The sequence below is a fragment of the Gemmatimonadota bacterium genome, from assembly GCA_030747075.1.
Taxonomy (GTDB): Bacteria; ARS69; ARS69; order ARS69; family ARS69; genus ARS69.
In genome coordinates this window covers 1-24,640 of record JASLLL010000002.1, presented here as the reverse complement: position 1 = coordinate 24,640, position 24,640 = coordinate 1, and the positions used below count along the sequence as shown (strand labels likewise).

At 66.1% G+C, this 24,640-nt stretch carries 19 protein-coding genes; 9 read left to right on the top strand and 10 right to left on the bottom strand.

Annotated features, from left to right (window positions below; all coding sequences use genetic code 11):
* Positions 1–27: 27 nt before the first annotated feature.
* Positions 28–1,263 (bottom strand): arginine deiminase, encoded by a 1,236-nt coding sequence (locus QF819_00810; GenBank protein MDP6801706.1) that lies wholly within the window; start codon positions 1,261–1,263, stop codon positions 28–30.
* A gap of 190 nt (positions 1,264–1,453) precedes the next feature.
* Here QF819_00810 and QF819_00805 point away from each other — a divergent pair, with 190 nt between their 5' ends.
* Positions 1,454–2,638 carry an acyl-CoA dehydrogenase family protein gene (locus QF819_00805; protein ID MDP6801705.1) on the top strand — a complete coding sequence of 395 codons (1,185 nt, stop codon included), beginning with the start codon at positions 1,454–1,456 and terminating at the stop codon, positions 2,636–2,638.
* Here QF819_00805 and QF819_00800 read toward each other — a convergent pair.
* From QF819_00800 to QF819_00790, 3 genes are all read right to left on the bottom strand, one after another.
* Positions 2,635–3,612 carry a hypothetical protein gene (locus QF819_00800; protein MDP6801704.1) on the bottom strand — a complete coding sequence of 326 codons (978 nt, stop codon included), beginning with the start codon at positions 3,610–3,612 and terminating at the stop codon, positions 2,635–2,637. The genes QF819_00805 and QF819_00800 overlap by 4 nt on opposite strands.
* A 125-nt stretch (positions 3,613–3,737) precedes the next feature.
* Positions 3,738–5,240: a carboxypeptidase M32 gene (locus QF819_00795; protein MDP6801703.1), complete on the bottom strand. Its 1,503-nt coding sequence runs from the start codon at positions 5,238–5,240 to the stop codon at positions 3,738–3,740.
* Between the two features lie 13 nt (positions 5,241–5,253).
* Positions 5,254–6,096 (bottom strand): rhomboid family intramembrane serine protease, encoded by an 843-nt coding sequence (locus QF819_00790; GenBank protein ID MDP6801702.1) that lies wholly within the window; start codon positions 6,094–6,096, stop codon positions 5,254–5,256.
* A 182-nt stretch (positions 6,097–6,278) separates the two neighbouring features.
* Here QF819_00790 and QF819_00785 point away from each other — a divergent pair, with 182 nt between their 5' ends.
* Positions 6,279–7,340 carry a M20/M25/M40 family metallo-hydrolase gene (locus QF819_00785; protein MDP6801701.1) on the top strand — a complete coding sequence of 354 codons (1,062 nt, stop codon included), beginning with the start codon at positions 6,279–6,281 and terminating at the stop codon, positions 7,338–7,340.
* A gap of 12 nt (positions 7,341–7,352) precedes the next feature.
* Here QF819_00785 and QF819_00780 read toward each other — a convergent pair whose 3' ends face one another.
* Genes QF819_00780 through QF819_00760 form a run of 5 tightly spaced genes read right to left on the bottom strand, consistent with a single transcriptional unit; the run spans position 7,353 to position 13,458 of the window.
* A complete protein-coding gene (locus QF819_00780; GenBank protein MDP6801700.1) occupies positions 7,353–8,747 on the bottom strand; it encodes a M20/M25/M40 family metallo-hydrolase in 1,395 nt (464 codons plus the stop codon).
* Positions 8,748–8,752: 5 nt separating this feature from the next.
* Positions 8,753–10,993, bottom strand: a complete 2,241-nt coding sequence (locus QF819_00775; protein MDP6801699.1) for a protein-disulfide reductase DsbD family protein — start codon at positions 10,991–10,993, stop codon at positions 8,753–8,755.
* 36 nt (positions 10,994–11,029) lie between these two features.
* Complete coding sequence (locus QF819_00770; GenBank protein MDP6801698.1) at positions 11,030–11,185, bottom strand: DUF5989 family protein; 156 nt, start codon at positions 11,183–11,185, stop codon at positions 11,030–11,032.
* A 38-nt stretch (positions 11,186–11,223) separates the two neighbouring features.
* Entirely contained in the window at positions 11,224–11,610 is a 387-nt protein-coding gene (locus tag QF819_00765; GenBank protein MDP6801697.1) for an SxtJ family membrane protein, read from the bottom strand.
* 24 nt (positions 11,611–11,634) lie between these two features.
* Entirely contained in the window at positions 11,635–13,458 is a 1,824-nt protein-coding gene (locus QF819_00760) for a carbamoyltransferase (protein MDP6801696.1), read from the bottom strand.
* Between QF819_00760 and QF819_00755 the strand changes: the two genes are divergently transcribed.
* The 3 genes from QF819_00755 to QF819_00745 are packed head-to-tail and all read left to right on the top strand — an operon-like array spanning position 13,451 to position 18,351.
* Positions 13,451–14,155 carry an HD domain-containing protein gene (locus QF819_00755; GenBank protein MDP6801695.1) on the top strand — a complete coding sequence of 235 codons (705 nt, stop codon included), beginning with the start codon at positions 13,451–13,453 and terminating at the stop codon, positions 14,153–14,155. The genes QF819_00760 and QF819_00755 overlap by 8 nt on opposite strands.
* 3 nt (positions 14,156–14,158) lie before the next feature.
* Entirely contained in the window at positions 14,159–15,346 is a 1,188-nt protein-coding gene (locus QF819_00750; GenBank protein ID MDP6801694.1) for a hypothetical protein, read from the top strand.
* Positions 15,343–18,351, top strand: a complete 3,009-nt coding sequence (locus QF819_00745) for a PEP/pyruvate-binding domain-containing protein (protein MDP6801693.1) — start codon at positions 15,343–15,345, stop codon at positions 18,349–18,351. Before QF819_00750 ends, QF819_00745 begins: the two co-directional genes overlap by 4 nt.
* A gap of 81 nt (positions 18,352–18,432) precedes the next feature.
* Here the strand turns inward: QF819_00745 and gdhA are convergent, their stop codons facing one another.
* On the bottom strand, positions 18,433–19,803 hold the full coding sequence (gdhA, locus tag QF819_00740; protein ID MDP6801692.1) for an NADP-specific glutamate dehydrogenase: 1,371 nt from the start codon (positions 19,801–19,803) through the stop codon (positions 18,433–18,435).
* A gap of 258 nt (positions 19,804–20,061) precedes the next feature.
* Here gdhA and uvrB point away from each other — a divergent pair, with 258 nt between their 5' ends.
* The 4 genes from uvrB to QF819_00720 form a co-directional block, all read left to right on the top strand.
* A complete protein-coding gene (gene uvrB, locus QF819_00735; GenBank protein ID MDP6801691.1) occupies positions 20,062–22,044 on the top strand; it encodes an excinuclease ABC subunit UvrB in 1,983 nt (660 codons plus the stop codon).
* The gene (nadC, locus tag QF819_00730; GenBank protein MDP6801690.1) at positions 22,044–22,946 is read left to right on the top strand and encodes a carboxylating nicotinate-nucleotide diphosphorylase; all 903 of its coding nucleotides are present in this window, start codon (positions 22,044–22,046) and stop codon (positions 22,944–22,946) included. Before uvrB ends, nadC begins: the two co-directional genes overlap by 1 nt.
* Positions 22,943–23,944 (top strand): biotin--[acetyl-CoA-carboxylase] ligase, encoded by a 1,002-nt coding sequence (locus tag QF819_00725; GenBank protein ID MDP6801689.1) that lies wholly within the window; start codon positions 22,943–22,945, stop codon positions 23,942–23,944. Before nadC ends, QF819_00725 begins: the two co-directional genes overlap by 4 nt.
* Positions 23,935–24,640, top strand: a 706-nt coding sequence (locus QF819_00720) for a type III pantothenate kinase (protein ID MDP6801688.1), incomplete at its 3' end; no start/stop codon positions are given. The genes QF819_00725 and QF819_00720, both read left to right, overlap by 10 nt.

Sequence of the window (24,640 nt, the reverse complement as noted above, 5' to 3'; positions counted from 1 at the left end):
TCCGGGCCGGGCGTCGGCCCTCTTGAATCAACGGTTCCAGTCCACTTCATCGCGGAGGAGAGGCTGCGTCATGCAGCGGCTTCCCCCGCGCCCACGGCACAGTTCGGACGCGTCCAGCTCCAGCACCTCGACGCCGGCGTCGCGAAGTCGGCGGTTTGTCTCGCGGTTGCGAGCGTAGCTGACCACCACCCCCGGTTCCAGCGCGAGTGTATTGTGCCCATCGTCCCACTGTTCGCGGATGTGGTCGATGCCATCCTTCCCCGAGGTGATGAACTGCGTGTCGTCGCGCGGGAGGCACGCGGCGATCGCCTTCTCCAGCCCGTCGGTTCGCAGCACGGAGAGCTTGCCCCCGCGCCCGGGACGAAGCAGGTACACTTCCAGCCCGTCGAGGATGCCGGGATAGAAGTTGAACCGGTTCACATCCACCATCGTGAGCACGGTGTCGAGATGCATGACAGCCCGCTCGCGTCGGAAGTGCGCGACGATCATGTTGCGCACGGGACTTCCGTCGAAGAGCCGGTGCGCGAGAATCTCCACCGCCGCGGGCGCGGTTCGTTCGCCGCAGCCTATGAGTACCGTCTCTTCGTCCAGCACCAGGATATCGCCGCCTTCGACCGTCGCGGGGAAACGGTCCGCGGCCTCGTCTCCGTACCATGTCGGGAAGTCGAGATCGGCGAAGAGCGGGTGATGCCGGTAGATGGCGCGGACGAGCACCGACTCCGACGCTCGCGCGGGCGACGCGAGGACATTGAGCGAGAGGCCGTCCCCGATCCAGGACGCATTGTCGCGCATGAAGAAGAGGTTCGGAAGCGGCGGCAGCACCCAGTCGTAGCGGTCGGAGATGAGATCGGCGAAGAGCGGGTCGATGCCGCGCGCCTTGAGGTCTTCGCGGAGGAGCCCGCCCAGGAGCACATCCACGAGATCCGCCGGAGAGGATTCACGCAGGTGCCGTCGGAGGTAGCGCGACAGCCGTGGGCCGCAGACGACCGGGGGGACAAGTCGGTTCACGACCTCGCGGCGCAGGCCTTCGTCTTCCAGCACTTCCTCCAGGAGTGTCCGCAGGTGGAGCACCTCCGCGCCGCGCGAGCGCAGGAGTTCCACGAATCGGTCGTGTTCGTCACGGGCGCGTTCCACCCAGAGGATGTCTTCGAACAGGAAAGACTCGCGATTCCGGGGGGTGAGCCGTGCCAGTTCGATTCCGGGCTTATGGACGAGCACCTTCCGGAGGCGGCCGATTTCGGACCCGACACGCGGAGCGGACATGGGCAACCTCTCTCTATCATGGGGGCCAATCGATGGACGGTCCCATACGGAGCAGTCAAAGTCCAGCGGCGAGGAAGAGAGGCTGCGGCGCGGTTTGCCTCGCGCGGGTTGGGGGCGTGGGGTACTCTCGCCGCACAAGTGGCCGTTCCCCGGCCTCCGAATGGATGAACAGCACAGGAGATAGCAGGTCATGGCGGATTCGACCCCTGTGAGTCTCGACGATCTGATCGCTCTCGACGAGACCCTGACCGACGAGGAAAAGCTCGTCCAGAAGACCGTTCGCCGGTTCGTCCGCGATCGGTACCTGCCCGGCGCGGAGGAGTGGTTCGAAGAGGGGGTCTTCCCGCGGGATCTCATCCCGGAAATCGCCGGACTCGGCATTCTCGGCATGACCATCGACGGATACGACTGTGCCGGCATGGGCGACATGGCCTACGGGCTTGCGCTCATGGAACTGGAGGCCGCGGATTCCGGGCTTCGGAGCTTCGTGTCCGTGCAGGGATCTTTGTGCATGTACCCCATTCACCGATACGGATCAGAGGAGCAGAAGGACCGCTGGCTCCCTCTGATGGCGCGGGGAGATGTGGTCGGCTGCTTCGGGCTGACGGAACCGGACGCCGGGTCGGATCCGGGTGCCATGCGGACGCACGCTGTTCGCGATGGAGACTCGTGGGTGCTCAACGGTGCGAAGATGTGGATCACCAGCGCGCCGTCGGCGGATCTCGCCGTCGTCTGGGCCACGACGGAAGTCGGGAATGCCGCGTCGATCCGGGCGTTTCTGGTGGAGCGCGGCACGCCCGGATTCGAGACGCCGACGATGGGCCGGAAGATGTCGCTGCGTGCGTCCGACACCGGGGAGATCGTGCTGGCGGACTGCCGCATTCCGGCCACGAACATGCTGCCCGGCGCGAAGGGGCTGGGCGCACCGCTGTCCTGCCTGAACCAGGCGCGATTCGGGATTGCCTTTGGCGTGGTGGGCGCGGCGCGTGCGTGCTACGAGGCTGCCACTTCCTATGCGGCGGAGCGGATTGCGTTCGGTGTTCCCATCGCCGCGAAGCAACTCATGCAACACCGCCTGGTGGAGATGGCGCAGGGGATCTCGCGGGGGCTGCTCATGGTGGCGCACTTCTCCCGGATGAAGGAGAAGGGGCTCCTGACCCCGTGGCAGGTGAGTCTTTGCAAGCGGAACAATGTGGAGATGGCGCTGGAAGTCGCCCGATCGGCCCGCGCGGTGCTGGGCGCGAACGGGATCAGCCTGGAGTACCCCGTCATCCGGCATATGCTGAATCTGGAATCCGTGTACACCTACGAGGGCACGCACGAAGTTCATACGCTGATTCTGGGGCGTGCGCTGACGGGGGAGAGCGGGTTCTAGAGCCGCCCCACGCTCACGCCATCGAGCGCGGCGGCGAGTTCGCGCGAGGGCGGGCCGCTGCCCGGGGACTTGACCCACACGATCGAAAGCCTCGGCCGCGCCGCCACTTCGTGCTGTCCGGCAAGGTAGCGCTCTGCCGAACGCGGATCGAACCGCACTCCCGGGTCTTCCAGACTGATCCCGTTCAGCGCGGGGTCGCGCAGTGCCCCCCCGCTGTTGCCGATGATCAGCGCGTCATCGCCCAGCTCCTCGCGGAGCCGCTGCGTGAAGTGCGGTCGCCACCTTTCGTAGGAAGCGTCCACCTCCTCCAGCGTGTCGGCGCGACCGTCCGCATCGAAGTCGAAGCCGCCCGCGCGCCGGGCCAGCATCTGCCGCCGGTGTTCGGGAAACACCCGCGTGCACTGGTCGACATAAAGCCCGTCCCAGCCCGCGCGCATGGTGACCCCGGCGAGGAACGACGCGAGAAGTTCCGCCGAGTGCCGATGCATCACGAAGCCCGGCTGGCCCCGCTCCGGGTGAACCACAGGGTCGGGGTCGTACAGGCGAATGACTTCCCCGCTGGACGCGTCGCGGACACAGAAGGAACTGTCGAACACCGCCGTGAGGGCGCGATAGTACGAACTTTCGTACATCCCGATGGGGACATCCTGGGCGTTCGTGTAGGCCAGGAATACCGCCTCCGGGCGCGTTCGCCGAAGCCGGGAGAGATCCTGTGCCGTGAAGGACGGATTGCACACGAAGACCGAGTACTGTTCGTGGCTCTCCGGCCATGCCGGGGACCGGAACTCCGCCCGCTGGAGAATGAAGTACGCCTCGCCGAACCCCGCGCTTCTCTCGGGCGTCGCGACCACTTCCTGAACGCCGCTGTTCACGGCATGATCAGCAGCCTGTTCGCCGTGCGCCGCGGGAGGCGAGTGCGCAAGGATGAGGATTCCCCCGATCACCGCGCACTTCCACAAGGATTGATCGGTCATCGCAAAGCTCCCCCGGGGTGCGGCCGTGCGAAGCGGCGCGGCGCGCGTTCCCTCGGGGGAGGCTATGCAACCGATGTGCCAGCGAACGGGGCGCGGCAGAAATCCACCACGCCCGTGCGACAGCGCTACAGCCCGTACAGGTCCCCGAACTTCGCGTTCGCGTAATCCACGAACGGTTTTGTGGAGAGCGGGCTGCCCGTGGCGCGCTGGATCAGTTCCGCCGCGCTGTAGGTCTTGCCAGGGGCGTGGATACTCGTTCGCAGCCAATCGCGGAGCGGCAGGAGCTTGCCGTTCTCCACGCGCCGGTCCAGCCCGCGAATGCTCTTGCGCGCCTTGTTGTAAAGCTGGCACGCGTAGAGATTCCCCAGCGAATAGGTGGGGAAGTACCCCATGAGCCCCATCGCCCAGTGAATGTCCTGCAGGACTCCTTCCGATGCGTTGCGCGGAACGATTCCCAGGAGTTCTTTCATCTTCCGGTTCCACGCCTCGGGGAGGTTTTCGGGCTGGAGCTCCCCGGAGAACAGTTCCTTCTCCAGTTCGTAGCGCAGAATGATGTGCAGGTTGTAGGTCACTTCGTCCGCTTCCACGCGGATCATCGACGGGCGAACATCGTTGATGGCAAACACGAAGTCATCCAGACGAACGCCCCGAAGCGCCTCCGGGAACACGCGCCTCGCGCGGGGGAGGCAGTGCTTCCAGAACGGGCGGCTCCGGCCGACGAGATTCTCCCACAGTCGCGACTGCGACTCATGGATGCCGAGCGAGATGGAGTCGCCGAGCGGCGTCCGGGCGAGTTCACGACCGATTCCCTGCTCGTAGAGGCCGTGTCCCGCTTCGTGGATCACACCGAAAAGAGAGGGCTTGAGGTCGCGTTCGTCCACACGCGTCGTCAGGCGAACATCCGACATGTGGAACGAAGTGCAGAACGGATGCGTCGAGAGGTCCAGCCGCCCTTCGGTGAAGTCAAAACCCATCGTCTCGGCGACCATGCGCCCCAGGCGCAGCTGTCCCTCCTTCGGGAACTTCCGGCGGAGGAGCTTCCGGTCCGGGCGTCTCTTCGACCGGCGAATGCGCCCGAGAAGATCCACGGTGGCCTCCTTCAACTCCCCGAGAAGCGGATCCAGCTGCTTCACCGTGGCACCGGGTTCAAAGTCCTCGAGAAGCGCGTCGTAGGGCGTGTCCTGGTACCCGACCGCCTCGGCAAGGCGCCGCTTCAGCCGCACCAGAGTCGACAGATTCTCCGCGAAGTCCGACCACTGGCCCTCCTCGCGGGCGGTCTTCCATGCGGCCAGGCCGCGGCTCTCCGCCAGCGCGAGCTCCATCACGAGCTCCCGGGGTACGCGACGCGCGCGGTCGTGGGTCCTTTTCGCTTCGCGGACCATCGCCTGTTCGCGGCCTTTGAGCGAACCGTCGCGTTCGGCTGCCGTCAGGGCCTTTCGGAACGCGGGGGCCGTCAGCTTCTCGTGGGAGAGTCCGGCGAGGGTGGCCAGGTGCTGCGAGCGAGCCTCGCCGGCTCCGGTCGGGAGGTGCGTCTCCTGATCCCACTCCAGCACCATGGATGCGTGCTGGATGTCCTCGTACTCCCCCCAACGATCAAGGAGTGCTTCCATGGGGGTCTGCTTTGTCATTTGAGTTCTCCTCTCAGCGGATAATCCGCGTGATGGCGCCGAGCGCCAGAGTCAGATGAAACAGGAGCGCGAGCGCGGTCACGGCGACCATCGCCAGCGCAGTGAACTGAGTGCCGCGCCCCTCGGGTCGGCCGAGGCGGGACCGGAAGAGCGTGGCGGAAACCCACCCGCCTGCGAAGCCACCGAGGTGGGCGAGGTTGTCGATCCCGGGGAACAGGAGCCCCATGACTCCCAGGATCAGCGCCCACTTCCAGAGTTGGCGCGTGAGCAGCGTGGCTCCGATGGCGCGGCCGTAGACAATCAGCGCGGCCATGAGCCCGAAGATGGACCCGGACGCGCCGAGCGACCCCGGGCTGCCCGGAGACAGGTTCGACAGGAGAAACCCGAGCGCCCCGGCGACGGTCCAGATGATGAAGAACCGTGCGGGACCGAAGGCTCGCCCCACCTCCGGCGCGAGGTTGCGTATCCACATCACATTGAACAGGATGTGGAGCAGCCCGCCGTGGAGGTAGATGGCGGTGAGAAGCGTCCACCACTGGCCGTGATGGAGCGATGCGGGGGATGTGGCTCCCAGGAGCCCGAGGGCGCGGGGCGCGGGGGAGAGGATATGCAGGAGCCCGAATGATGAACTGAGCGCCGAGCGCGGGTCGAGCAGGAGCGCGATCACAAACCACGCAATACAGACTTGCGGGATGGCTGTCACCGGGTTCAGAAACCCACCGAAGACGCGCTGGAGAACCGGTCCGAAGCCCCACAGGCCCGGTCGGGTGGCGCTGCAGTAGGGGCACCGGTCCGCGGAGACCGAGACCAGCTTTCCGCACCGGGGGCAGAGCATGGAACCCTGATTCCGTCGCACTCCGAGTCTCCCGGGATCAGAAGGGACAATTTCGGACGAATGGACCGGACAGAGTACCAGCGACCCGGCTTTGACTCCACCCTCCACGCGCCTTGCCCGGATCGGCGGGCGGGTCTATGCTCCCGCGGGTTCACTCCGGCCCGGTTCGCCTTCCCTCAACCCGCCCTCACCGAAGGAGCCTCATGCGCCGCGAATCCAGGGAGTTCCTCGTCCGCCTTCTGGATGTTCCCGCCCCGACCGGGTTCGAGATGCCCGCGCAACGCATCTGGCGGGAAGCGGTGGAGCCGCACGCCGGTCGCGTGGAAGTGGATGTTTACGGAAACCACACGGCGGTGCTGGATGGTACCGACGAGATCTCCGTCATGGTGGCAGGACACGCGGACGAGGTGGGGCTGATCATTCGGCGAATCGACCCTTCGGGAATGCTCCGGTTCGGGAGAATCGGCGGCCTCGACACGGCGGTGCTTCCCGGGACGCGCGTTCGGGTTCTCGTGGGCGGGAAGGAGATCCCCGGAGTCATCGGCCGCCCGGCCATCCACCTGATCAAGCCGGAGGATCGTCGAAAAGCGGTGAAGCCGGAAGATCTGTGCATCGACATCGGCGCGAGGGACGGGAAGGCGGCGGGGCGGCTTGTCTCGGTCGGGGATCCGGTGATTTTCGGTGAGGACTTTCAGGATCTGGCCGGGGGCTTTGCTTCACACCGCGCGTTCGACAATCGGATGGGGTGTTTTGTTGTCGCGGAAATGGTGCGCCTGTTGTCGCGCCGTCGGCACCGGGCCACGGTCTACGCCGTATCCACCGTGCAGGAGGAGACCGGCGTCTGGGGTGCGGGGCTGGTTGCGGAGCGGTATCGACCGTCGCTGGGGATTGCCGTGGATGTGACCCACGACACCACGACCCCGGGGATCCCGAGCGCGTCGCACGCGGACACCGCCTGCGGGAAGGGTCCGGTGCTCTGCCGGGGAGTGCGTTCGAGTCGCGTCGTGACGGGGCTCCTGGAGAAGACTGCGCGGGCCGCGAAGATCCCGTTCCAGATCGAAGTCGACGAAGGCGCCACCGGTACGGATGCCGATGCCATGTCGTGGCGCGGGACCGGCGTGCCGGTGAACACGGTCTCGGTGGCGTGTCGGTACATGCACACGCCCGCGGAAGTGATCCATCTGGACGATCTCTCTCGAACGGCGTCGCTGTTGGCGAAGTTCGTGTCGGGGTTGTCCGACCGGACGGATCTCGTTCCGAGGTAGCGTCAGTCCGCGTCAGTCGCCCAGTTCGCCCGGCATCTCCGCCAGAACATAGGCCATGACCGCCATGGCGGCGGTGTTCCTTCGCAGCGCGTCGGGATCCACCTTGTCCACGGTGTCAGCGCTGCTGTGGTGGATGTCCCAGTAGAGGTCCATCGGCGTCTGGAGCGCGAGTCCCGGGACCCCGTCTTCCATGAGCGGGGAGATGTCGGCTCCTCCTCCTCCGGGCGCCATGTCGCGCGCGCCCGACTCCGCGAACAGGGGAGCCAGCTCCTTCAGAACCCGCAAGGCGCGGTCCTGACGCTCTGTGTCCACATCGCGCCCCCCCGGCTTCCAGACGGTCACCCCGAAGCCCGACGGCGCTTCCACGCCCCCGTCCGACTCGATGGCGGCCACATGGCGCTCCGCCGCCGTGCCCGGGTTCTTGCGATAGGCGCGCCCGCCCGCGCCGCCGCTTTCCTCTTCCGTCCAGAGGACCACTCGCACCGTGCGCCGGGGACGCAGCCCCAGCTCGTGCAGGATCCGAACCGCCTCCATCGAGATGACGCATCCGCCCCCGTCATCGTGCGCCCCCTGCCCGACATCCCACGAATCCAGGTGCCCGCCGATGACGACGATCTCCTCCGGGAGTTCCCGGCCGGTGATCTCGGCCAGCACATTGGCCGACTCCACATCGGAGAAGTGGCGCGCTCCCATCTCCAGACGGACCACGACGCGTTCGCCCGATTCCGCAAGGCGGGCGAGCATGGCGGCATCCTCAACCGAAAGCGCAGCGGCGGGGATGGCACGCGCGCCGTCCTCCCACGGTGCCTGCACGCCGGTGTGCGGGTTTTGCAGGCTTCGGCGGCCGACCGTGCGCACGAGCGACGCCACCGCGCCGCGCTTCGCGGCTTCTTCCGCACCGCTCCATCGATAGGCGACCGTGGCGGAGTAGGTCGTGAAGGGCGCATTCCACAGCACGATGCGGCCTTCCACGGCGTCATCGGGGAGGGCGTGGAAGGTGTCGAAGTCCGGCACGACGACCACCTCCGCCGTGACCCCTCCGGGCGGCGTTCCGACGCTTCGCCCCAGCCCGAGCATGGCCAGTTCCATGCGCCTCGGCTGCAGGAGGACGGCGCGTTCTTCGCCGCGCTCCCAGTGCCCCACGGTGACTCGCTGGCGTCGGACATTTTCCAGACCGTCGAGTGCCATGGCTTCCAGCGCCCAGTCGATGGCGCGGTCGAGCGCGGGAGACCCCACGATTCGATGGCCGATCCGGTCGCACAGATGTGTGAGCTTCCGCCACGCGCCGTCGGACGCGAGCGCGGCGGCCGTGATTCGCTCCGCTTCGTCCCGGTAATCGTCGGAGGGAGTCGCGCCGGCCGATGCATCCCCGGGCGTGAGCGCAAGGGAAAGTGCGAGCACGGCCATTCCCCTCAAGAAGCGTCCTCCGCGCTTCTCCCGGACCGGCTCGGCCCGGCCTTTTCCAGCGAGTCGAGGACGATTCCGCGCGTGATGACCTCCGGGAGTACGATCACATCCTCCGGTCGTCCGGCGGGATACACGGCATAGAAGGGGACGCCGCTGCGATTGTGCCGGCGGAGTACTTCCGAGATGACGGGATCCTTGCGCGTCCAGTCTCCCTTCAGCGTGACGATGTTGTACTCGTGCAGCTTCGCCTCCACATCAGCGTCCGCGAGCACGGTCTTCTCGTTCACCTTGCAGGTGAGGCACCAGTCCGCCGTGAAGTCAATCAGCACGGTGCGACCGTCCGCCATGGCGCGGTCCAGTGCTTCATGGGAGAACGGTTCCCACGCGATGCCCCCCTTGGTCACCTCCACGCCACCGGTATGCGCGCCGTCTTCCGGCTCCATCGTGCCGGAGAGGAGCCCGGAGTATCCCCATGCGAGCAGCATGGCAGACACCCCCCAGACGATCAGTCGTCTTTGCGTGGAGGACGCCAGCCCGAGAAAGCGGCCGTGCAGCCACGCGATGAACCCCAGCAACACCAGGAACGCGAGGAACCATGTCATGCCCGACGGACCGGTCAGCGCACCGTAGACCGAGAGCAGCCAGACCATGGTCGCCAGCAGGATGAACCCCATGAACTGCTTGAAGGTCTCCATCCAGGTGCCCGGCCGGGGAAGGAATCGGAGCCAGGCGGGGTGGCTGCTGAGGAGCACATAGGGAAACGCGAGGCCCGCCCCGATGACGAGAAAGACCAGAAGGATCACGCCCGGCGGCTGGGAGAAGGCGAACGCGAGTGCGGTTCCCAGCATGGGGGCGGTGCATGGCGTCGCGAGGATCGTCGCGAGAACGCCGTTGAAGAACGCGTCCGCATAGGCGCCCCGTTCCCGGCCTCCACCAAACGATACGGGCAGGACGATCTCGAATACTCCGAACAGGCTCAGCGCGAAGAGGAAGATGACAGCGGTCATCACCGCGACGAAGACCGGGTTCTGGAACTGGAATCCCCATCCGACCTGCTCGCCCGCCGCCTGCATGGCGACGACCGCCATCGCGAACACAAAGAACGAAACCAGAATCCCCGCGGCGAACATGAGTCCCAGTCGGAAGACCTTGCGCGGGTCTTCTCCCGCGTGCGAGACGAAGCTCAGGATCTTCAGCGACACGACGGGCAGCACACACGGCATGACATTGAGGATGATGCCCCCGAGAAACGCCAACAGGAGGATGCGAAGGAGGCTCTGTCCGGATGCGGCCCGCGTTTCTCCGAGCAGGTTCCCGCCTCCCGAGAAGACGGCCGCGGGAGTGGGGGAGGGAGTGTGCGCCGAAGCGGCAATCCGCACCGGAAGCGCGATGTCGAGGAGGAGCGGCTCCGCGTCCGTGGGAATGCGGAGGGTGCCCGTCAGGATGAGAGTGCTTCCCGATTCCGCGGACAGGTCCACTTCCACGGGGATGACCACGCCCAGATTCTCACCGTCCCAGCGGATCAACGCGTCTCGGAACCAGAGTTCATCGCTCGGGCCGGGGAAGAATTCGACCTCGTCGGAAGCCACGGACACGAGGCCGCTGAGGACTGCCGCGACGCGCACGCTGTCGCCGGGGACGACGGCGTCGACGCTCTGGAAGGGGCGCACGGTGAGTCCCGGGAGGGAGGCCTCGGAGAGCGGAACCCGTGCGATTCCTTCGCGGAACGCATCCGCAATGCGTCCTGTTGCGGGGCGGGCCGTCTCTTCCACCGGAAGCCGCAGCACAAGCAGCGCGCTTCCGGGTGTGCAGAGGTCCCGACACTGGAGCCAGTCCGTGTCTGCGCGAAGGACGATCTCTCCCGACTCGCTCGACAGTTCCTCCGGCGGGGTGACCTCGGCCAGAAGAAGGGCTTTCTTCTCATATCCGAAGGAGACGATCTCTCCTTCGTCCTCATAGCGGTGGGGAACGGGCCAGCGGAGTTCGCTGACCGTGAATCCCTCAGGGAGCGTCCACTCCACCGAGGTGGCGTACCCGGCATCGCCGCCGTTCTTCCAGTATGTGTGCCACCCGGGGCCCATCGTCAGTTCGATGCCCACCAGAAACGGTGTTCCGGGAGCGATGGCCGCCGCATTCGAGATGAGTCGGGCGGAGACGCTGACCTCCCGCACGGGAGGCGGGGCCGGTGTGGCCGGGGTCGGCAGGAACGCGAGGATTGCCGCGGCGAAGAGAGACGCTCTCGTCATGGAACCTCCGGCAGGGGATGCGGGACGCACGCCCGCTCAGAAAAGCGTGTAAATGAACGGTGCGACGGAACTCGATGTGAACAGGATCAGCCCCCCCAGAAGAAGGAGCAAACCAACGATGGGTGCCAGCCAGAGCTTCTTCCTGACGCGGAGGAACTCCCAGAACTCTCGGAGAATGGAGATTCGTTTCATCCTGTGGTGCTCCCGTGCGGTAGCCGCCCAAGTCGGGGTCAGTATTGTCTGTCCATGCTCTTCGGGTCAAACGGCGTGTCGTCCCTGGCGATCCACCCGGATCCGTCCGGGGGCGTTTCCGGCGACCGCTTTCGCCGCACGAACCCGACGGGAGTGATCACCAGATAGTAGGCCCCGGCCAGCAGGATCCATGTGATCGCCCGCGCGATCCCCCGGGCCGCGGGCATCCAGACCCGATGCAGCGGGAAGAGCACACGCGGTTCGATCACTGCCGCAAGGACCAGCACCGGCCCCGCGACGGCAAACCACAGGGCCGCGTCGCCGTGCCCCTTCCATCGGAACAAGCCGCCCCACAGGAGACACACAACCCCCAGCGACAGGCCGAAGTTCCGCAGTTCCCGCTTTCGGGCGTTCTTCGATTCCACGGGTCTCTCCCCGATTCGACCGGATCAGTCCGGCGCGAACTCTCTCTTGCCCGTTCCGGCCAGAGCCTCGGCGGGCTGTTCTTCCTTCAGCAGAAGGAACGGTCCGATCATGAGCGCATCCATCTCCGTTCCGAAGAAGCAGTCGAGCGCGTTCTCCGGGGTGCAGACGATGGGCTCTCCGCGCACATTGAACGATGTGTTGATGACCAGCGGGCACCCCGTCCGCTCCCGGAAGCGTTCAATCATCCGGTGATAGAGCGGATTCGTCTCCCGGTGGACGGTCTGGACTCTTGCGGAGTAGTCCACATGAGTGATGGCGGGGACATCGCTCTTCGGAACATGGAGAAGGTCCAGCCCCTCCAGCTTCTCCTGACCATCCTCGAACGCCGCGCGTCTTTCCTCCAGAACCTGAGTCACCAGCAGCATGTACGGTGACGCGAAGTCATCCTGAAAGACGCGCCCGGAGTGTTCCGCCAGCACGCTCGGCGCGAAGGGCCGGAAGGACTCGCGGTACTTGATCGAGAGATTCATCCGCTTCTGCATCCCGCGGTCCCGGGGATCACCGAGAATGGACCGGGCGCCCAGCGCTCGCGGGCCGAACTCCATGCGTCCCTGAAACCACCCGACGATCTTCCCGCTCTCGAGAAGGCGGGCCGTCTGCCCGGCGATCTGTTCGTCGCCGTCCATGGTTCGGAATGCCGCTCCGCGCCCGGTGAGTTGGCGCTCGATCTCTTCCGGCGCAAACTCCGGCCCGAGGTAGCTGCCCTGTTGCGAATCCGACCCGTTCGGCGCCGGTGTCCGCGGGTTCCCGAAGCGCCGGTGCCACACATCCAGCGCGACACCGAGCGCGCCTCCGGCATCTCCGGCGGCGGGCTGGATCCACAGGTTCGTGAACGGGCTCTCGCGGAGAATCCGGCCATTGGCGACGCAGTTGAGCGCCACGCCGCCCGCCATCACGAGGTTCTCCATGCCGGTCTCCCGATGCAGATGGTTGGCCATCGAAAGGAGGACTTCCTCCAGCACCACTTGCACCGACCGCGCAAGGTCCATCTCGCGTTGCGTCACCGGGGAATCCGGCGGTCGCGGCGGTCCGTCGAAGAGCTGGTGGAATCGGCGGCCTGTCATGCGCAGCCCGGCAGGATAGTCGAAGTAATCCATGTTCATCCGGAACGACCCGTCCGGGTAGATGCGGATCAGGTGATCGCGGATCTTGTCCGCGTACTTCGGCTCCCCGTACGGGGCGAGCCCCATGAGCTTGTACTCACCCGAGTTCACGCGGAATCCCGTGTAGTAAGTGAACGCGGAGTAGAGAAGCCCCAGCGAGTGAGGGAAGCGGATTTCGCTCGAAAGATCGAAGTGGTTCCCGCGACCTGCGCCGAAGGTGGTGGTGGCCCACTCGCCGACCCCGTCGACGGTCAGAATGGCCGCTTCCGTGAAGGGGGACGGGAAGAACGCGGACGCGGCGTGCGAGGCGTGGTGCTCGGCGAAGTGGATGGGGATGTCCGCGCCGATGGCCTTCCGGATGTGATGTCGACCGAAGAGCTTCTCCGTCAGCCATACGGGCATGGCGGCCTGAAACAAGCGAAGGCCACGAGGCGCATGGTGCAGACAGGTTTCCAGCAGACGATCGAAAGTGAGGAACGGCTTGTCGTAATAGCCGATTGCGTCGAGATCCTCCGGGCCGATCCCCGCGATCTCCAGACAGGAGGCGATGGCGTTCACCGGGAAGTCGCTGTCGTGCTTCTTGCGGGTGAAGCGCTCCTCCTGGGCCGCCGCGACAATCCGGCCATCTTGCAGAAGGCACGCCGCGGAGTCGTGGTACCAGGCGCTGACGCCGAGAATGTACAAGAGACGCACTCCGCAGGTTCGCAAACGGGTTCCGTTCGGGGAGGCACCGTATCACCGGCGAGTCCGACCGGTCAACGAGACGGGTCGCGACACTCTTGCGTCTCCCGGGGTGACGGGCTACCTTGGCCGCTGCACGCCGGATGCCGGGGAGGGATCAGACATGGCGGACGCAGTGAGAGAACTCTGGCCGGAGTTGGAGTGGATTGCCGGGGAGGATCTTCGGGCGGCGACGACCCGGACCTGGGAGACAGCCCTTTCCCGGAGTCCGCTCGCCCCTTCGGATCTTCTGGAGATTCCCTTCACGCTCCTGATTGAGGATCTGGATGTGACCTTCATGGAGCACAAGCGCGCCGTGGTGCATATCGCGCGTCGCTCCGCGGAGGCCATGAAGGAGTTTTTCGGGCAGAAACTCCCCATCGATCTCGACACGGTGATCGCGGGGGCCATCCTTGCGGATGTCGGCAAGGTCCTGGAGTACGAACGCTCCGGCGGGAAGACCGTGCAGTCGGCCCGCGGGCAGAGCCTTCGCCATCCATTCACCGGCGTGGCGGTCGCCATGGAGTGCGGTGTCCCGGATGAGGTGTGCCACATCATCGCGGCGCACGCGGCGGAGGGGGACCTGGTGAAGCGCTCCACGGAGGCCACGATCGTTCATCATGCGGACTTCATGAGCTACCTTCCGTTCCGGAACCGCTGACCCATGTCGCGCGCCGCGCGGACGCGTCATCTTTCGGTCGCGCGGGGGTTGCTCTCCTGCCCGACCGCTCCCTTTCTGGAGGACTCACCCGCGTCGTTCGTCCGTGCGTTCGCGCGTCGTCGCGCGGGGGTGTCGCTTGCGGAGGACCGATACGGGAATCTCGCCGTGAAGTTCCCCGGCCGCGGTCGCCCGAAGGCGCCGCCGCTTGTCCTTGTCGCGCATCTGGACCACCCGGGCTTTGTCGTGGACTCGGTCGAGGACGGGCTGGCGCACCTCTCATTCCGGGGTGGCGTCCGCATTCGGCACGCGCGTCCCGGTTCCCGTCTGCACTTCTTCCGCGCGGGTGGACGGAACCCCGTGGGGAGCGGGCGACTCCTCTCCGCGTCCGGGCGTGGCGCGCGGCGCGCGGGCTTTCTGGGGTCGGGGGTTGCGAAGGTCACCTCCGGTCGCGCCGTTCCGGGCGGGTTCACCATGTGGGCGTGGCCCGGGTGGTCCGTGCGCGGGAAGCGCATCGTCTCCCGGTGCCTGGACGACCTGCTGGGAGCCGCGGCGGCCCTGGCGGCGCTTGACGAGCTGCTTCGGCTTCGTCCGCGCGGCGCGAATGTGTGGGCGCTCTTCACTCGGGCGGAGGAAGTGGGCTTCCTCGGGACGCTCGGTGCGATCCGCGCGAAGACGCTTCCACGCGGTGCTCGCGTGATTTCGCTGGAGACATCGCGGGCGTTGCCGTCGGCCCCTCCCGGAGCCGGCGTGATCCTCCGGGTGGGGGACGCGCGCTCCGTGTTCGATTCCCGCCTGACGCTCGTGGCGCAGCAGGCCGCCGGGGAACTGGCCGCCGAGGGAGACGGCTTCCGCGTGCAGCGGCGCCTCATGGACGGAGGTGCCTGCGAGGCCACCGCGTTCTGCGCCGCCGGGTTCCGCTCGACGGGTCTTGCCCTGCCTCTGGTGAACTACCACAACATGAAGGGGCTGGATCGGGGGAAGCCCGGGATCGGGCCGGAGGCGGTTCGCATGGAGGACTACTTCTCCATGGTCTCCCTGCTCGTCCGTCTGGGGGAGTGGTCCGGCGGGCTCGCGGCCCGTGAAGGCGAAACGGACCGCTGGCTCAAGGCGCTCTCCCGCACGGCCCATCGGGATCTTCTGGAAAGGCCGCTCCTGCCCGAGGGCCGAAGCGGAAAGGGGCGCTGCCGGTGAGCAATCCCATCCTCGACCGGCTGATCGACTCCTACGACGCACGCTCCGTGGGGTTCGACTCGCTGCGGCCGTTCAATGTGCGCGACATCCTCCTGGTGGCCAGCCTCTACGACTCCTACACGCTGGCGGAAGAAGGGCAGCTCTCCGAGCGCATCTTCGGTGAATATCTGGAGCTTTCGCTGTCCGCTCCTCCGCACATTACGCGAATCTCCACCGGGGAGAAGGCGCTGGCGCTTCTGGCCACCCAGCGATTCGACATGGTCATCACCATGGCGCGCGTCGGAGACATGGCCGTCCGTGAGTTCGGCCGCAGCGTCAAGGAGATGCATCCGGATCTTCCCGTACTCCTTCTTGCATACGACACGCGGGAACTCGGGGTGCTGGAGAGTTCCGGCGTGGAGATCCCCGGGATCGATCGCGTATTTGTCTGGCGCGGCGATGTCCGTCTCTTCCTGGCCATCATCAAGCTCGTGGAAGATCAGCTGAACGCGGAGCACGACACCAGCGTCGGGGATGTCCGAACACTCATCCTCATCGAGGACAGTATCCCCTTCTACTCCTCGTATCTCCCGATGCTGTTCGAGCAGATCATGAAGCAGACCTCGGAACTGATTCACGAAGGAGTGAATCCGTCCCAGCGGCTTCTGCGGATGCGCGCGCGCCCGAAGATCCTCCTGGCGACGACATTCGAGGAAGGCTGGGATCTCTACGATCGCTTCCGCGGCACGATTCTCGGCGTGATCTCGGATGTGCGCTTCCCGCGCGACGGGCTGGTCGACCCGGAGGCCGGGATCGAGCTTATTCGTCGGATTCGTATGGAAGACGACCACACGCCACTCATCCTCCAGTCGGGGGAAGAGCGCTTCCGGTTGACGGCGGAACTCCTGGGTGCGGGATTCCTGCACAAGAAGTCGCCGACGCTCCTGCAGGAGTTCCGCAAGTTCATGTTGGAGAACTTCGGTTTCGGGGACTTCGTGTTCCGGCTGCCCGACGGGACGGAAACGATGCGCGTTCGGGATCTCCAGTCGATGGTCCGGGTGCTGGGATCGGTGCCCGCGGAATCACTGATCTATCACGCGAAACGAAATCACTTCTCGAACTGGTTGATGGCCCGGACGGAGTTCAGCATCGCGCTGGCGCTGCGTGAGCGCAATGTGGACGATTTTGAGTCGGTGGAAGTCATGCGGGAGTTCCTGCGGCGGAGCCTGGCGACCTTCCGGCAGCGAACGAGGCGCGGGCTGGTGGAGGACTTCGACGCGTCCCGATTCGATGCGGGGAGCGAGTTTGTCAGGATCGGCGGCGGTTCTCTTGGAGGCAAGGGGCGAGGCCTTGCCTTCGCGCACGAACTCCTGAGTCGGCACGACATTGAAGACTACTTCGAGAATCTGCGGATCTTCGTGCCGCCGTCCGCGGTCGTGGGGACGGATGTCTTTGATCGATTCATGGAGGAGAACGATCTCTTCGGGTTCGCCATGGTCGAGGCGGATGACGATGCCATCACGCGCCGGTTCCTGGCGTCACGGATGCCGCGCGAAGTGGTGCGCGACTTGCGGACCTTCCTCGACAAGGTGCGCTATCCGCTGGCGGTGCGTTCGTCGAGCCTTCTGGAGGATTCGCATCATCAGCCGTTCGCCGGGGTGTATGCCACCCGGATGCTGCCGAATCAATCGTCGGACCCCGGAGGGCGCCTTCGCGAACTGCTGGATGCCGTGAAGTACATCTACGCATCGACCTTCTTCGGAGAGGCAAAGGCCTATGTCGCGTCCACGCCCAATCGGATGGAAGAGGAGAAGATGGGCGTGGTGATTCAGCAGATTGTCGGGCGCCGGTTCGGGAGTTTCGTCTATCCGCATGTCAGCGGGGTTGCGTGTTCCTACAACTTCTATCCCGTCGGCGGGATGACTCCGGAGGAGGGCATTGCGAGCGTGGCGCTGGGTCTCGGGAAGACCGTGGTGGAGGGGGGGAGGACGGTTCGCTTCTCTCCGGCGCACCCGGAATCGCTCCCCCAGCTCTCCGGAACCGAGGACATTCTGGAGAACGCGCAGCGCGGGTTCTGGGCGCTGGATGTCACCCGCGATGTGGACTATGCGGATCCTGACGGGAACATCGTGCCGCTCGATCTTCGCCAGGCGGAGAAGCACGGCACGCTGTGGCCGGTCGGGTCCACCTATGTTCCGGATGAGCATACCGTTCACGATGGAATCTCCCGGCCGGGCGTGCGCCTCGTGACTTTCGCTCCGATCCTGAAGCACCAGCTCATTCCCCTGCATCAGGTCGTGCAACTGCTTCTGGAGATGGGCTATCGGGGTTTCTCCGGGCCGGTCGAGATCGAGTTCGCGGTCAATCTCGACCCCGAGGGCGGGGGGCCCAAGGAGTTCGCGTTCCTTCAGATTCGCCCGGCGGCCATGGTCGCTTCGGTGGAGCGGGTGGACTTCTCCAGCCTTCCGAACGACCGGATCCTCGTCCGGTCGGTACAGGCGCTGGGCAATGGGCGGATTCCGGGCATTCGGGACATCGTGCTGGTGCGGATGGATCGCTTCGAGCGGGAGAAGACGGTGGAGATCGCCGCGCAGGTGGGGAAGATGAACGAGAAGCTCCAGGGAGCGGACCGGCCATACATCCTGCTGGGGCCGGGGCGTTGGGGCACTGCGGATCGATGGCTCGGCATCCCGGTGTCGTGGCAGCAGATCTCCGGCGCGCGCGCCATTTTGGAGTGCGATCTGGATGACCTCGTGGTGGAACCTTCGCAAGGCACGCACTTCTTCCAGAACATGACCAGCTACGGGATCGGTTACTTCACCGTCCATGAAGCGGCGGGCGGTTTTGTGGACTGGGACTGGCTGGCGGGGCTTCCGGCAGAAGAGGAGACGGAGTGGCTTCGGCACATCCGGCTTCCGGATCCGCTGGAGGTCCTGATCGACGGAAAGAAGGGCGAAGGAGCCATCCTTCACGACTGGAGCGCAGGCAACGGGGATGAAGAAGAGGACGGGAATCCCGCGGGGTAGGCGAGACAGGCGCGGGAGCAGAAGCGCGCGGGGGTGGCGAACCACCCCCACGACTGTTCCCGCAGTCGGTGACCGAAGCGTCTAGACCAGCCCCTGGTCCAGCATACTGTCGGCGACCTTGATGAACCCGGCGATGTTGGCTCCGTTCACATAGTTCACGAAACCGTCTTCCTCGCCGTACTTCACGCAGTTCTCATGAATGCTCTTCATGATGTTGTGCAGCCGCTCGTCCACTTCCTCACGGGTCCACGAGAGGCGCAGGCTGTTCTGGGACATCTCCAGACCGGAGACGGCCACGCCGCCCGCGTTGGCGGCCTTGCCCGGGCCGAAGAGAACCTTGCTCGCCAGGAAGACCTCCACGGCGTCCGGTTCCGTCGGCATGTTGGCTCCCTCGGCAACGCAGACGCAGCCATTGTCGACGAGCGTCTGGGCCTCGGCGGCGTTGATCTCGTTCTGCGTGGCGCACGGCAGCGCGACATCGCACTTCACGCCCCAGGGACGCTGGCCTTCCAGATACTCGCAGCCGAACTTCTCCGCGTACTCCTTGATGCGGCCCCGGCGGACATTCTTCAGGTCCATGGTCCAGGCGAGCTTCTCGGCGTCGATCCCGTCGGGATCGTGGATGCTGCCGGCGGAGTCCGAGAGCGTGACGACCTTGCCACCCAGTTCGTTGACCTTCTCCGTGGCGTACTGCGCGACATTCCCGGAGCCGGAGACGGTGACCGTCTTGCCCTGGAAGGAGTCGTTGCGATACCCCAGCATCTCCTGAGCGAAGTAGACCGTTCCGTAGCCCGTGGCTTCCGGACGAATGAGGCTGCCGCCCCAGTTCATGCCCTTGCCGGTCAGCACGCCGGCGAACTCGTTGCGCAGTCTCTTGTACTGCCCGAAGAGGTAGCCGATCTCCCGGCCGCCCACGCCGATGTCACCCGCGGGGACATCCGTGTCCGGACCGATGTGACGCTGGAGTTCCGTCATGAAACTCCGGCAGAAGCTCTCCACTTCCGAGTCCGACTTGCCCTTCGGGTTGAAGTCCGAGCCGCCCTTGCCGCCGCCCATCGGGAGCGTGGTGAGGCTGTTCTTCAGAATCTGCTCGAACCCCAGGAACTTCAGGATGCCGAGATTCACCGTGGGGTGGAAACGGAGTCCGCCCTTGTACGGGCCGATCGCGCTGTTGAACTCCACGCGGAGTCCGCGGTTGACCTGGACCTCTCCGCTGTCGTCCCGCCAGGGAACCCGGAACATGATGACGCGTTCCGGCTCCACCATGCGCTCCAGGACCTTCGCGGCCTTGTAGTGCGGGTTCTGGTCGAGGAACGGCCAGATCGATTCCACGACCTCGCTCACGGCCTGGTGAAACTCTTTCTGCTCCGGATTCTTGGCGATCACATCGCTCATGAAGCTTTGCACGCCGCTCGACCCCTGCATGGAGGGATCCTTCGTCGTCGTCGTCATGGACAGGTTCTCCTTACTGCTTGCTGAAAGGTGCCCCCGAGGGGGCCGGAACGGGTACTTCAGACACAGGCGTAGTAAGCTATTCCTCCGCCCCAGCGGGTTCAAGGGAGAATCGACCTCGCCCTGACTTTCTCGGGGGCTGTTTTCCCCGGGTTTTCGAGGGGAGATCGGCTGGGCGGGTGCGAAGCGGATTCCGGCAGGGTAGAATGGGCCGCTGGAGGGGCGCGCCGGTCGCTGTCCCTGCCGTGGGGAGGAAGCATGGATTTTGCGCTGAAGGCCCCCTACGAGCCGCGCGGGGATCAGCCTCAGGCGATTGAGGGTCTTCTTGCGGGGCTTCGTGAGGGCCGCCCCGATCAGGTGTTCCTGGGGGTCACCGGCAGCGGGAAGACCTTTGCGCTGGCCAATGTCATCGCGGGCTGGGGACGCCCGACGCTGGTGATCTCTCCCAACAAGACGCTCGCGGCGCAGCTCTACGGCGAGTTCCGCGGGTATTTTCCGGACAACCGGGTCGAGTATTTCGTCTCCTACTACGACTACTACCAGCCCGAAGCCTACATCCCGCAGTCGGACACCTACATCGAGAAGGACGCGTCGATCAACGACGACATCGACCGCCTGCGGCTGCGCGCATCCATGGGTCCGCTGACGCGGAGCGATGTCATCGTGGTGGCATCGGTCTCCTGCATCTACGGGTTGGGAACGCCCGAGGACTTTCTGGGCCTGTCGGTGGAACTTCTGCGCGGTGCGCGGCGCGATCGGGACTGGGTCCTGTCGGCTCTCGTGGAGATTCAGTATTCGCGGAACGACCTCGCGCCGGTGCGCGGCACATTCCGGGTCCGGGGCGACACCATCGAGATTCGCCCGGCCCACGAAGAGGATCTCGTGCGCGTGGAGTTCTTCGGCGACGAAATCGACCGCGTGCGCATTCTGGACCCCACCACCGGTGAGTTGCGCGGAGAGACGGACTCCTATCGTGTCTTTCCGGCCAAGCAGTATGTCACCACGCGCCCGAAGATCACGCGGGGCATCGGTCTCATCCGCGATGAGATGACGGAGCGCGTGGCGCAGTTGCGGCAGTCCGGGAAGCTCCTGGAGGCACAGCGGCTGGAATCGCGCACGCGCTTCGATCTGGAGATGATCGAGGAGATGGGGTACTGCTCCGGAATCGAGAACTACTCGCGGCATCTGGCGGGGCGTGCGGAAGGCGAACGCCCGCCGTGCCTGATCGACTATTTCCCCGGGGACTTTCTCACGGTGATCGACGAATCCCATGTTGCCATTCCCCAGATCGGGGGGATGTATGCGGGCGACCGGAGCCGGAAGCGGACGCTGGTGGAGCACGGGTTCCGGCTGCCTTCCGCGCTGGACAACCGCCCGGCGCACTTCGCGGAGTTCGACGAAATGACCGGCCCGAGGATTCATGTCTCCGCCACGCCCGCGGCGTGGGAACTGGAGCGCACCGGAGGGGTCGTGGTGGAGCAGATCATCCGGCCCACGGGGCTCATGGATCCGTCGATGGTGGTTCGCCCGGTAGAGGGGCAGGTGGACGACCTTCTGGAGGAGATTCGCACGACAGCGGCGAAGGGTGATCGCATTCTCGTGACGACGCTGACCAAGCGCATGGCGGAGGATCTCTCGGAGTATCTGGAGGATGCGGGCGTCCGGGTGCGCTACCTGCACTCCGACATTTCGGCGATTCGACGAGCCGAGATCCTGCGAGGACTCCGGCTCGGGGAGTTCGATGTGCTGGTGGGAATCAACCTCCTTCGCGAAGGGCTGGACCTGCCGGAGGTGTCGCTGGTGGCTATCCTGGATGCCGACAAGGAGGGGTTTTTGCGCTCGGAGCGGTCGCTGGTGCAAACTTCGGGACGGGCGGCCCGCCATGTGGACGGGCGCGTGATTCTCTACGCGGAGGAGATGACCGGGTCGATGGAGCGCGCCATCGCCGAGACCCGCCGCAGGCGCGACCTCCAGCGTGCGTTCAACGAGAAGCACGGGATCACGCCGAAGGGGATCGTGAAGTCGGTGGAGGAGATCCTCGGCGCGACGGTGGTTGCGGATTCCGGGCGGGCGGACACGGATGACGGAGACGGGCAGGAACCGGTGGATCCCGCCGGGATGGACGATGCGGAACTGGCGGCCAGGATCGAGCGCGAGATGCTGGCAGCGGCCGAACGGCTGGACTTTGAACTGGCGGCGAGTCTTCGCGATCGCCTTCTCGAAATGGCGGGGGGTGCGTGATGAAACAAGTTCTCGGCAGGTTTGATGCGCCGCTCCCGGCAGCGGAGACGATGGACCCGGTGCTGTACGGAGCGCTTGCGGAAGACCGTGCGCAGGAGGATCGCACGACACTCCCGATCGTGCCGGAAGGGCTTCGCGCACGGGGACGGGTTGTGGCTCGCGAACCGGGAGTGCTGGCTGGCGCAGGCGTCTTTCGGCGCGTGTTCGAATGCCTCGGGAAGTGCGGGGAAGAGGCGGACGAACTCTCCTTTGACGGAATGAGAGACGGGGAGGTCTTCGCCCCCGGAGACGAAGTCCTCCGCGTGGAGGGGCCGGGGCGTATACTCCTGACCGGAGAGCGCACGGCGCTGAACTTCCTTCAGCGGCTGTGTGCCGTGGCGACGGCCACCCGCGCATGCGTGGACGCCGCGCAGGGAAAGGTGGCCATCTGCGATACGCGCAAGACCACGCCGGGGCTGCGTGCGCTGGAGAAGTACGCGGTCGTGGTCGGGGGCGGGCGAAGCCACCGCTGGAGTCTGGCCGACATGGTTCTCGTGAAGGAGAACCATGTGGAACTGGCGGGAGGGATTGGCGCGGCGATCGACGCCGTCCGGCGCGACGCGGCCTCCGCCGAACTGCCCCTGACAGTGGAGGCACGGACCGAGGCCGAGGCGATGGAAGCCGCGGATTGCGGGGCGGATCGGATCCTTCTCGACAACATGGAGCCGGAGGTCATGCGCGCCATTGCGGACGCGCTGGCGGACCGTCCCGGCCGACCCGAACTGGAAGCGTCGGGCGGGATGCACGCCGGGAGCATTGCCGCGGTGGCGGATGCGGGGGTGGATGTCGTCAGCGTCGGGCTGGTGACGCATGGAGCGGGCGCGCTGGACTTGTCCTTCCTCACGGAACGAGTGACCCGGTGACCGGCACTCCTCCCGCGGACATTCTGGCCGAGGAGGCACGCCTTCTTCGCCTGCTGGCTGACTCCGACGGAGAGGTCTCCGTGGCTCGCGCCGCGCCGCGAGACTCCTGTGCACCCTTCGCGGAAGCGCTGGGCGGGCTGGCGGAAGCCGGGCTGGTTGCGATCGGTGCGGACGCACGCCTTCGCCCGGGGATGCGCGGCTCCATGCTGGTGGCGTCAGAGGTGGAGGAGGCGCTCGGGGAGTGCCGTTTCGGGCGCACGCTGGAGATTCGGGCTACGGTGGACTCCACCAACGCCGCGCTCCTTGCGCGTGACCCCGCGGATACCCCCGTCGGGGCCACGCTTGTCGCGGAACACCAGAGCGCCGGGCGCGGGCGGCGCGGCCGCTCCTTCGACTCCCGTCCCGGGCTCGGGATCTGGGCGTCTGTCGTCCTGCCGCCTCCCTCCGATTCCCGGCGCGCGCCGCGCCTCTCGCTGGTGGCTGCACTGGCCGTGGCGCGGGCGCTGGAGTCCGAAGCGGGAGTCCCGGCGCGCATCAAGTGGCCCAATGATGTGCGCATGGATGGACGGAAGGTCTGCGGGCTTCTCGTGGAGGGGCGCACAGCCGGGGGGACGCTCTTTCCGGTGGTGGGGTTCGGCGTGAATGTGCACCATCGCCCTGCGGACTTTCCGTCGGGGTTGGCCTCCCCGGCATCTTCGCTGGAGATGGCGACGGGCCGGTCGCTTCCGAGGAGTCGGATTCTGGCCGCCGTGCTTCGCGAACTGGCGCGGGCGGTGGATGCCGAGGAGGCGGGCGAACTGGACCTCCCGGCGTGGTTTTCCAGACGGGACGACCTCCCCGGCCGCTCCGTCGTGGTGGAAGAGGGGGGGAGCGTCCTCCGGGGGAGGTCGCTGGGCATCGACGAGACGGGATCGCTTCTTCTGGAGACCGGAACGGAGGGAATCGTGGCCGTGGCGAATGGAGATGTCAGCCTGAAGGAGGAAGCGGGATGCTCCTGACCGTGGACATCGGGAATACGAATGTGGTGCTGGGTCTCTTCGGCGGCGGGGAAGAGCCGCTGGCTGTCCTGCGCGCACCGACCATCCGCGACGCGACTCCCGGGCAACTGGGTGTGCTCGTGGACGGTCTGTGCGAGAAGATGCCGGATGGAGAAGCATCCGTCTCGCGGACGATCCTCTGCTCGGTGGTCCCGGATCTGTCGAGGGCGTTTTGCGAGTATGTCCGGACGGCGCTCGCACAGGAGCCGGTGGTTGTCTCGGCGGAAACGGACCTCGGGATTCCCGTACGCGTAGACGATCCGCGCGAAGTCGGCGCGGATCGCATCGTCAACGCGCTGGCCGCACGGGAGGCCGTGGGTTCGCCCGCGATCGTCGTGGACCTCGGCACGGCCACGACCTTCGACTGTCTCGACAACAAGGGTGCCTACATCGGCGGCGTCATCGCGCCCGGCGTGGAGACTTCCGCGGAGGATCTCATCCGACGGGCGGCGCGCCTCTGCCGGGTGGACCTTCGTTTTCCCTCCCGTGTGATTGGAACCAACACTCGGGATTGCGTGCAGTCGGGCATCCTCCACGGGGCGGCGAAGATGATCGACGGAATGGTGGAGGCGATCCGTGCGGAAATGCGTGAACCCGCGGCCACCGTTCTGGCGACGGGAGGGCTGGCCCCGGTGCTGGCACCCCGCTGCGGCACGC

Excerpts from the sequence above, each read along its gene's own strand:
- uvrB (MDP6801691.1), top strand. The coding sequence starts at position 20,062 with ATGGATTTTGCGCTGAAGGCCCCCTACGAGCCGCGCGGGGATCAGCCT.
- QF819_00755 (MDP6801695.1), top strand. The coding sequence starts at position 13,451 with ATGTACAAGAGACGCACTCCGCAGGTTCGCAAACGGGTTCCGTTCGGG.
- gdhA (MDP6801692.1), bottom strand. The coding sequence starts at position 19,803 with ATGACGACGACGACGAAGGATCCCTCCATGCAGGGGTCGAGCGGCGTG.
- QF819_00805 (MDP6801705.1), top strand. The coding sequence starts at position 1,454 with ATGGCGGATTCGACCCCTGTGAGTCTCGACGATCTGATCGCTCTCGAC.
- QF819_00780 (MDP6801700.1), bottom strand. The coding sequence starts at position 8,747 with ATGGCCGTGCTCGCACTTTCCCTTGCGCTCACGCCCGGGGATGCATCG.
- nadC (MDP6801690.1), top strand. The coding sequence starts at position 22,044 with ATGAAACAAGTTCTCGGCAGGTTTGATGCGCCGCTCCCGGCAGCGGAG.
- QF819_00770 (MDP6801698.1), bottom strand. The coding sequence starts at position 11,185 with ATGAAACGAATCTCCATTCTCCGAGAGTTCTGGGAGTTCCTCCGCGTC.
- QF819_00785 (MDP6801701.1), top strand. The coding sequence starts at position 6,279 with ATGCGCCGCGAATCCAGGGAGTTCCTCGTCCGCCTTCTGGATGTTCCC.
- QF819_00800 (MDP6801704.1), bottom strand. The coding sequence starts at position 3,612 with ATGACCGATCAATCCTTGTGGAAGTGCGCGGTGATCGGGGGAATCCTC.
- QF819_00775 (MDP6801699.1), bottom strand. The coding sequence starts at position 10,993 with ATGACGAGAGCGTCTCTCTTCGCCGCGGCAATCCTCGCGTTCCTGCCG.
- QF819_00810 (MDP6801706.1), bottom strand. The coding sequence starts at position 1,263 with ATGTCCGCTCCGCGTGTCGGGTCCGAAATCGGCCGCCTCCGGAAGGTG.
- QF819_00795 (MDP6801703.1), bottom strand. The coding sequence starts at position 5,240 with ATGACAAAGCAGACCCCCATGGAAGCACTCCTTGATCGTTGGGGGGAG.
- QF819_00750 (MDP6801694.1), top strand. The coding sequence starts at position 14,159 with ATGTCGCGCGCCGCGCGGACGCGTCATCTTTCGGTCGCGCGGGGGTTG.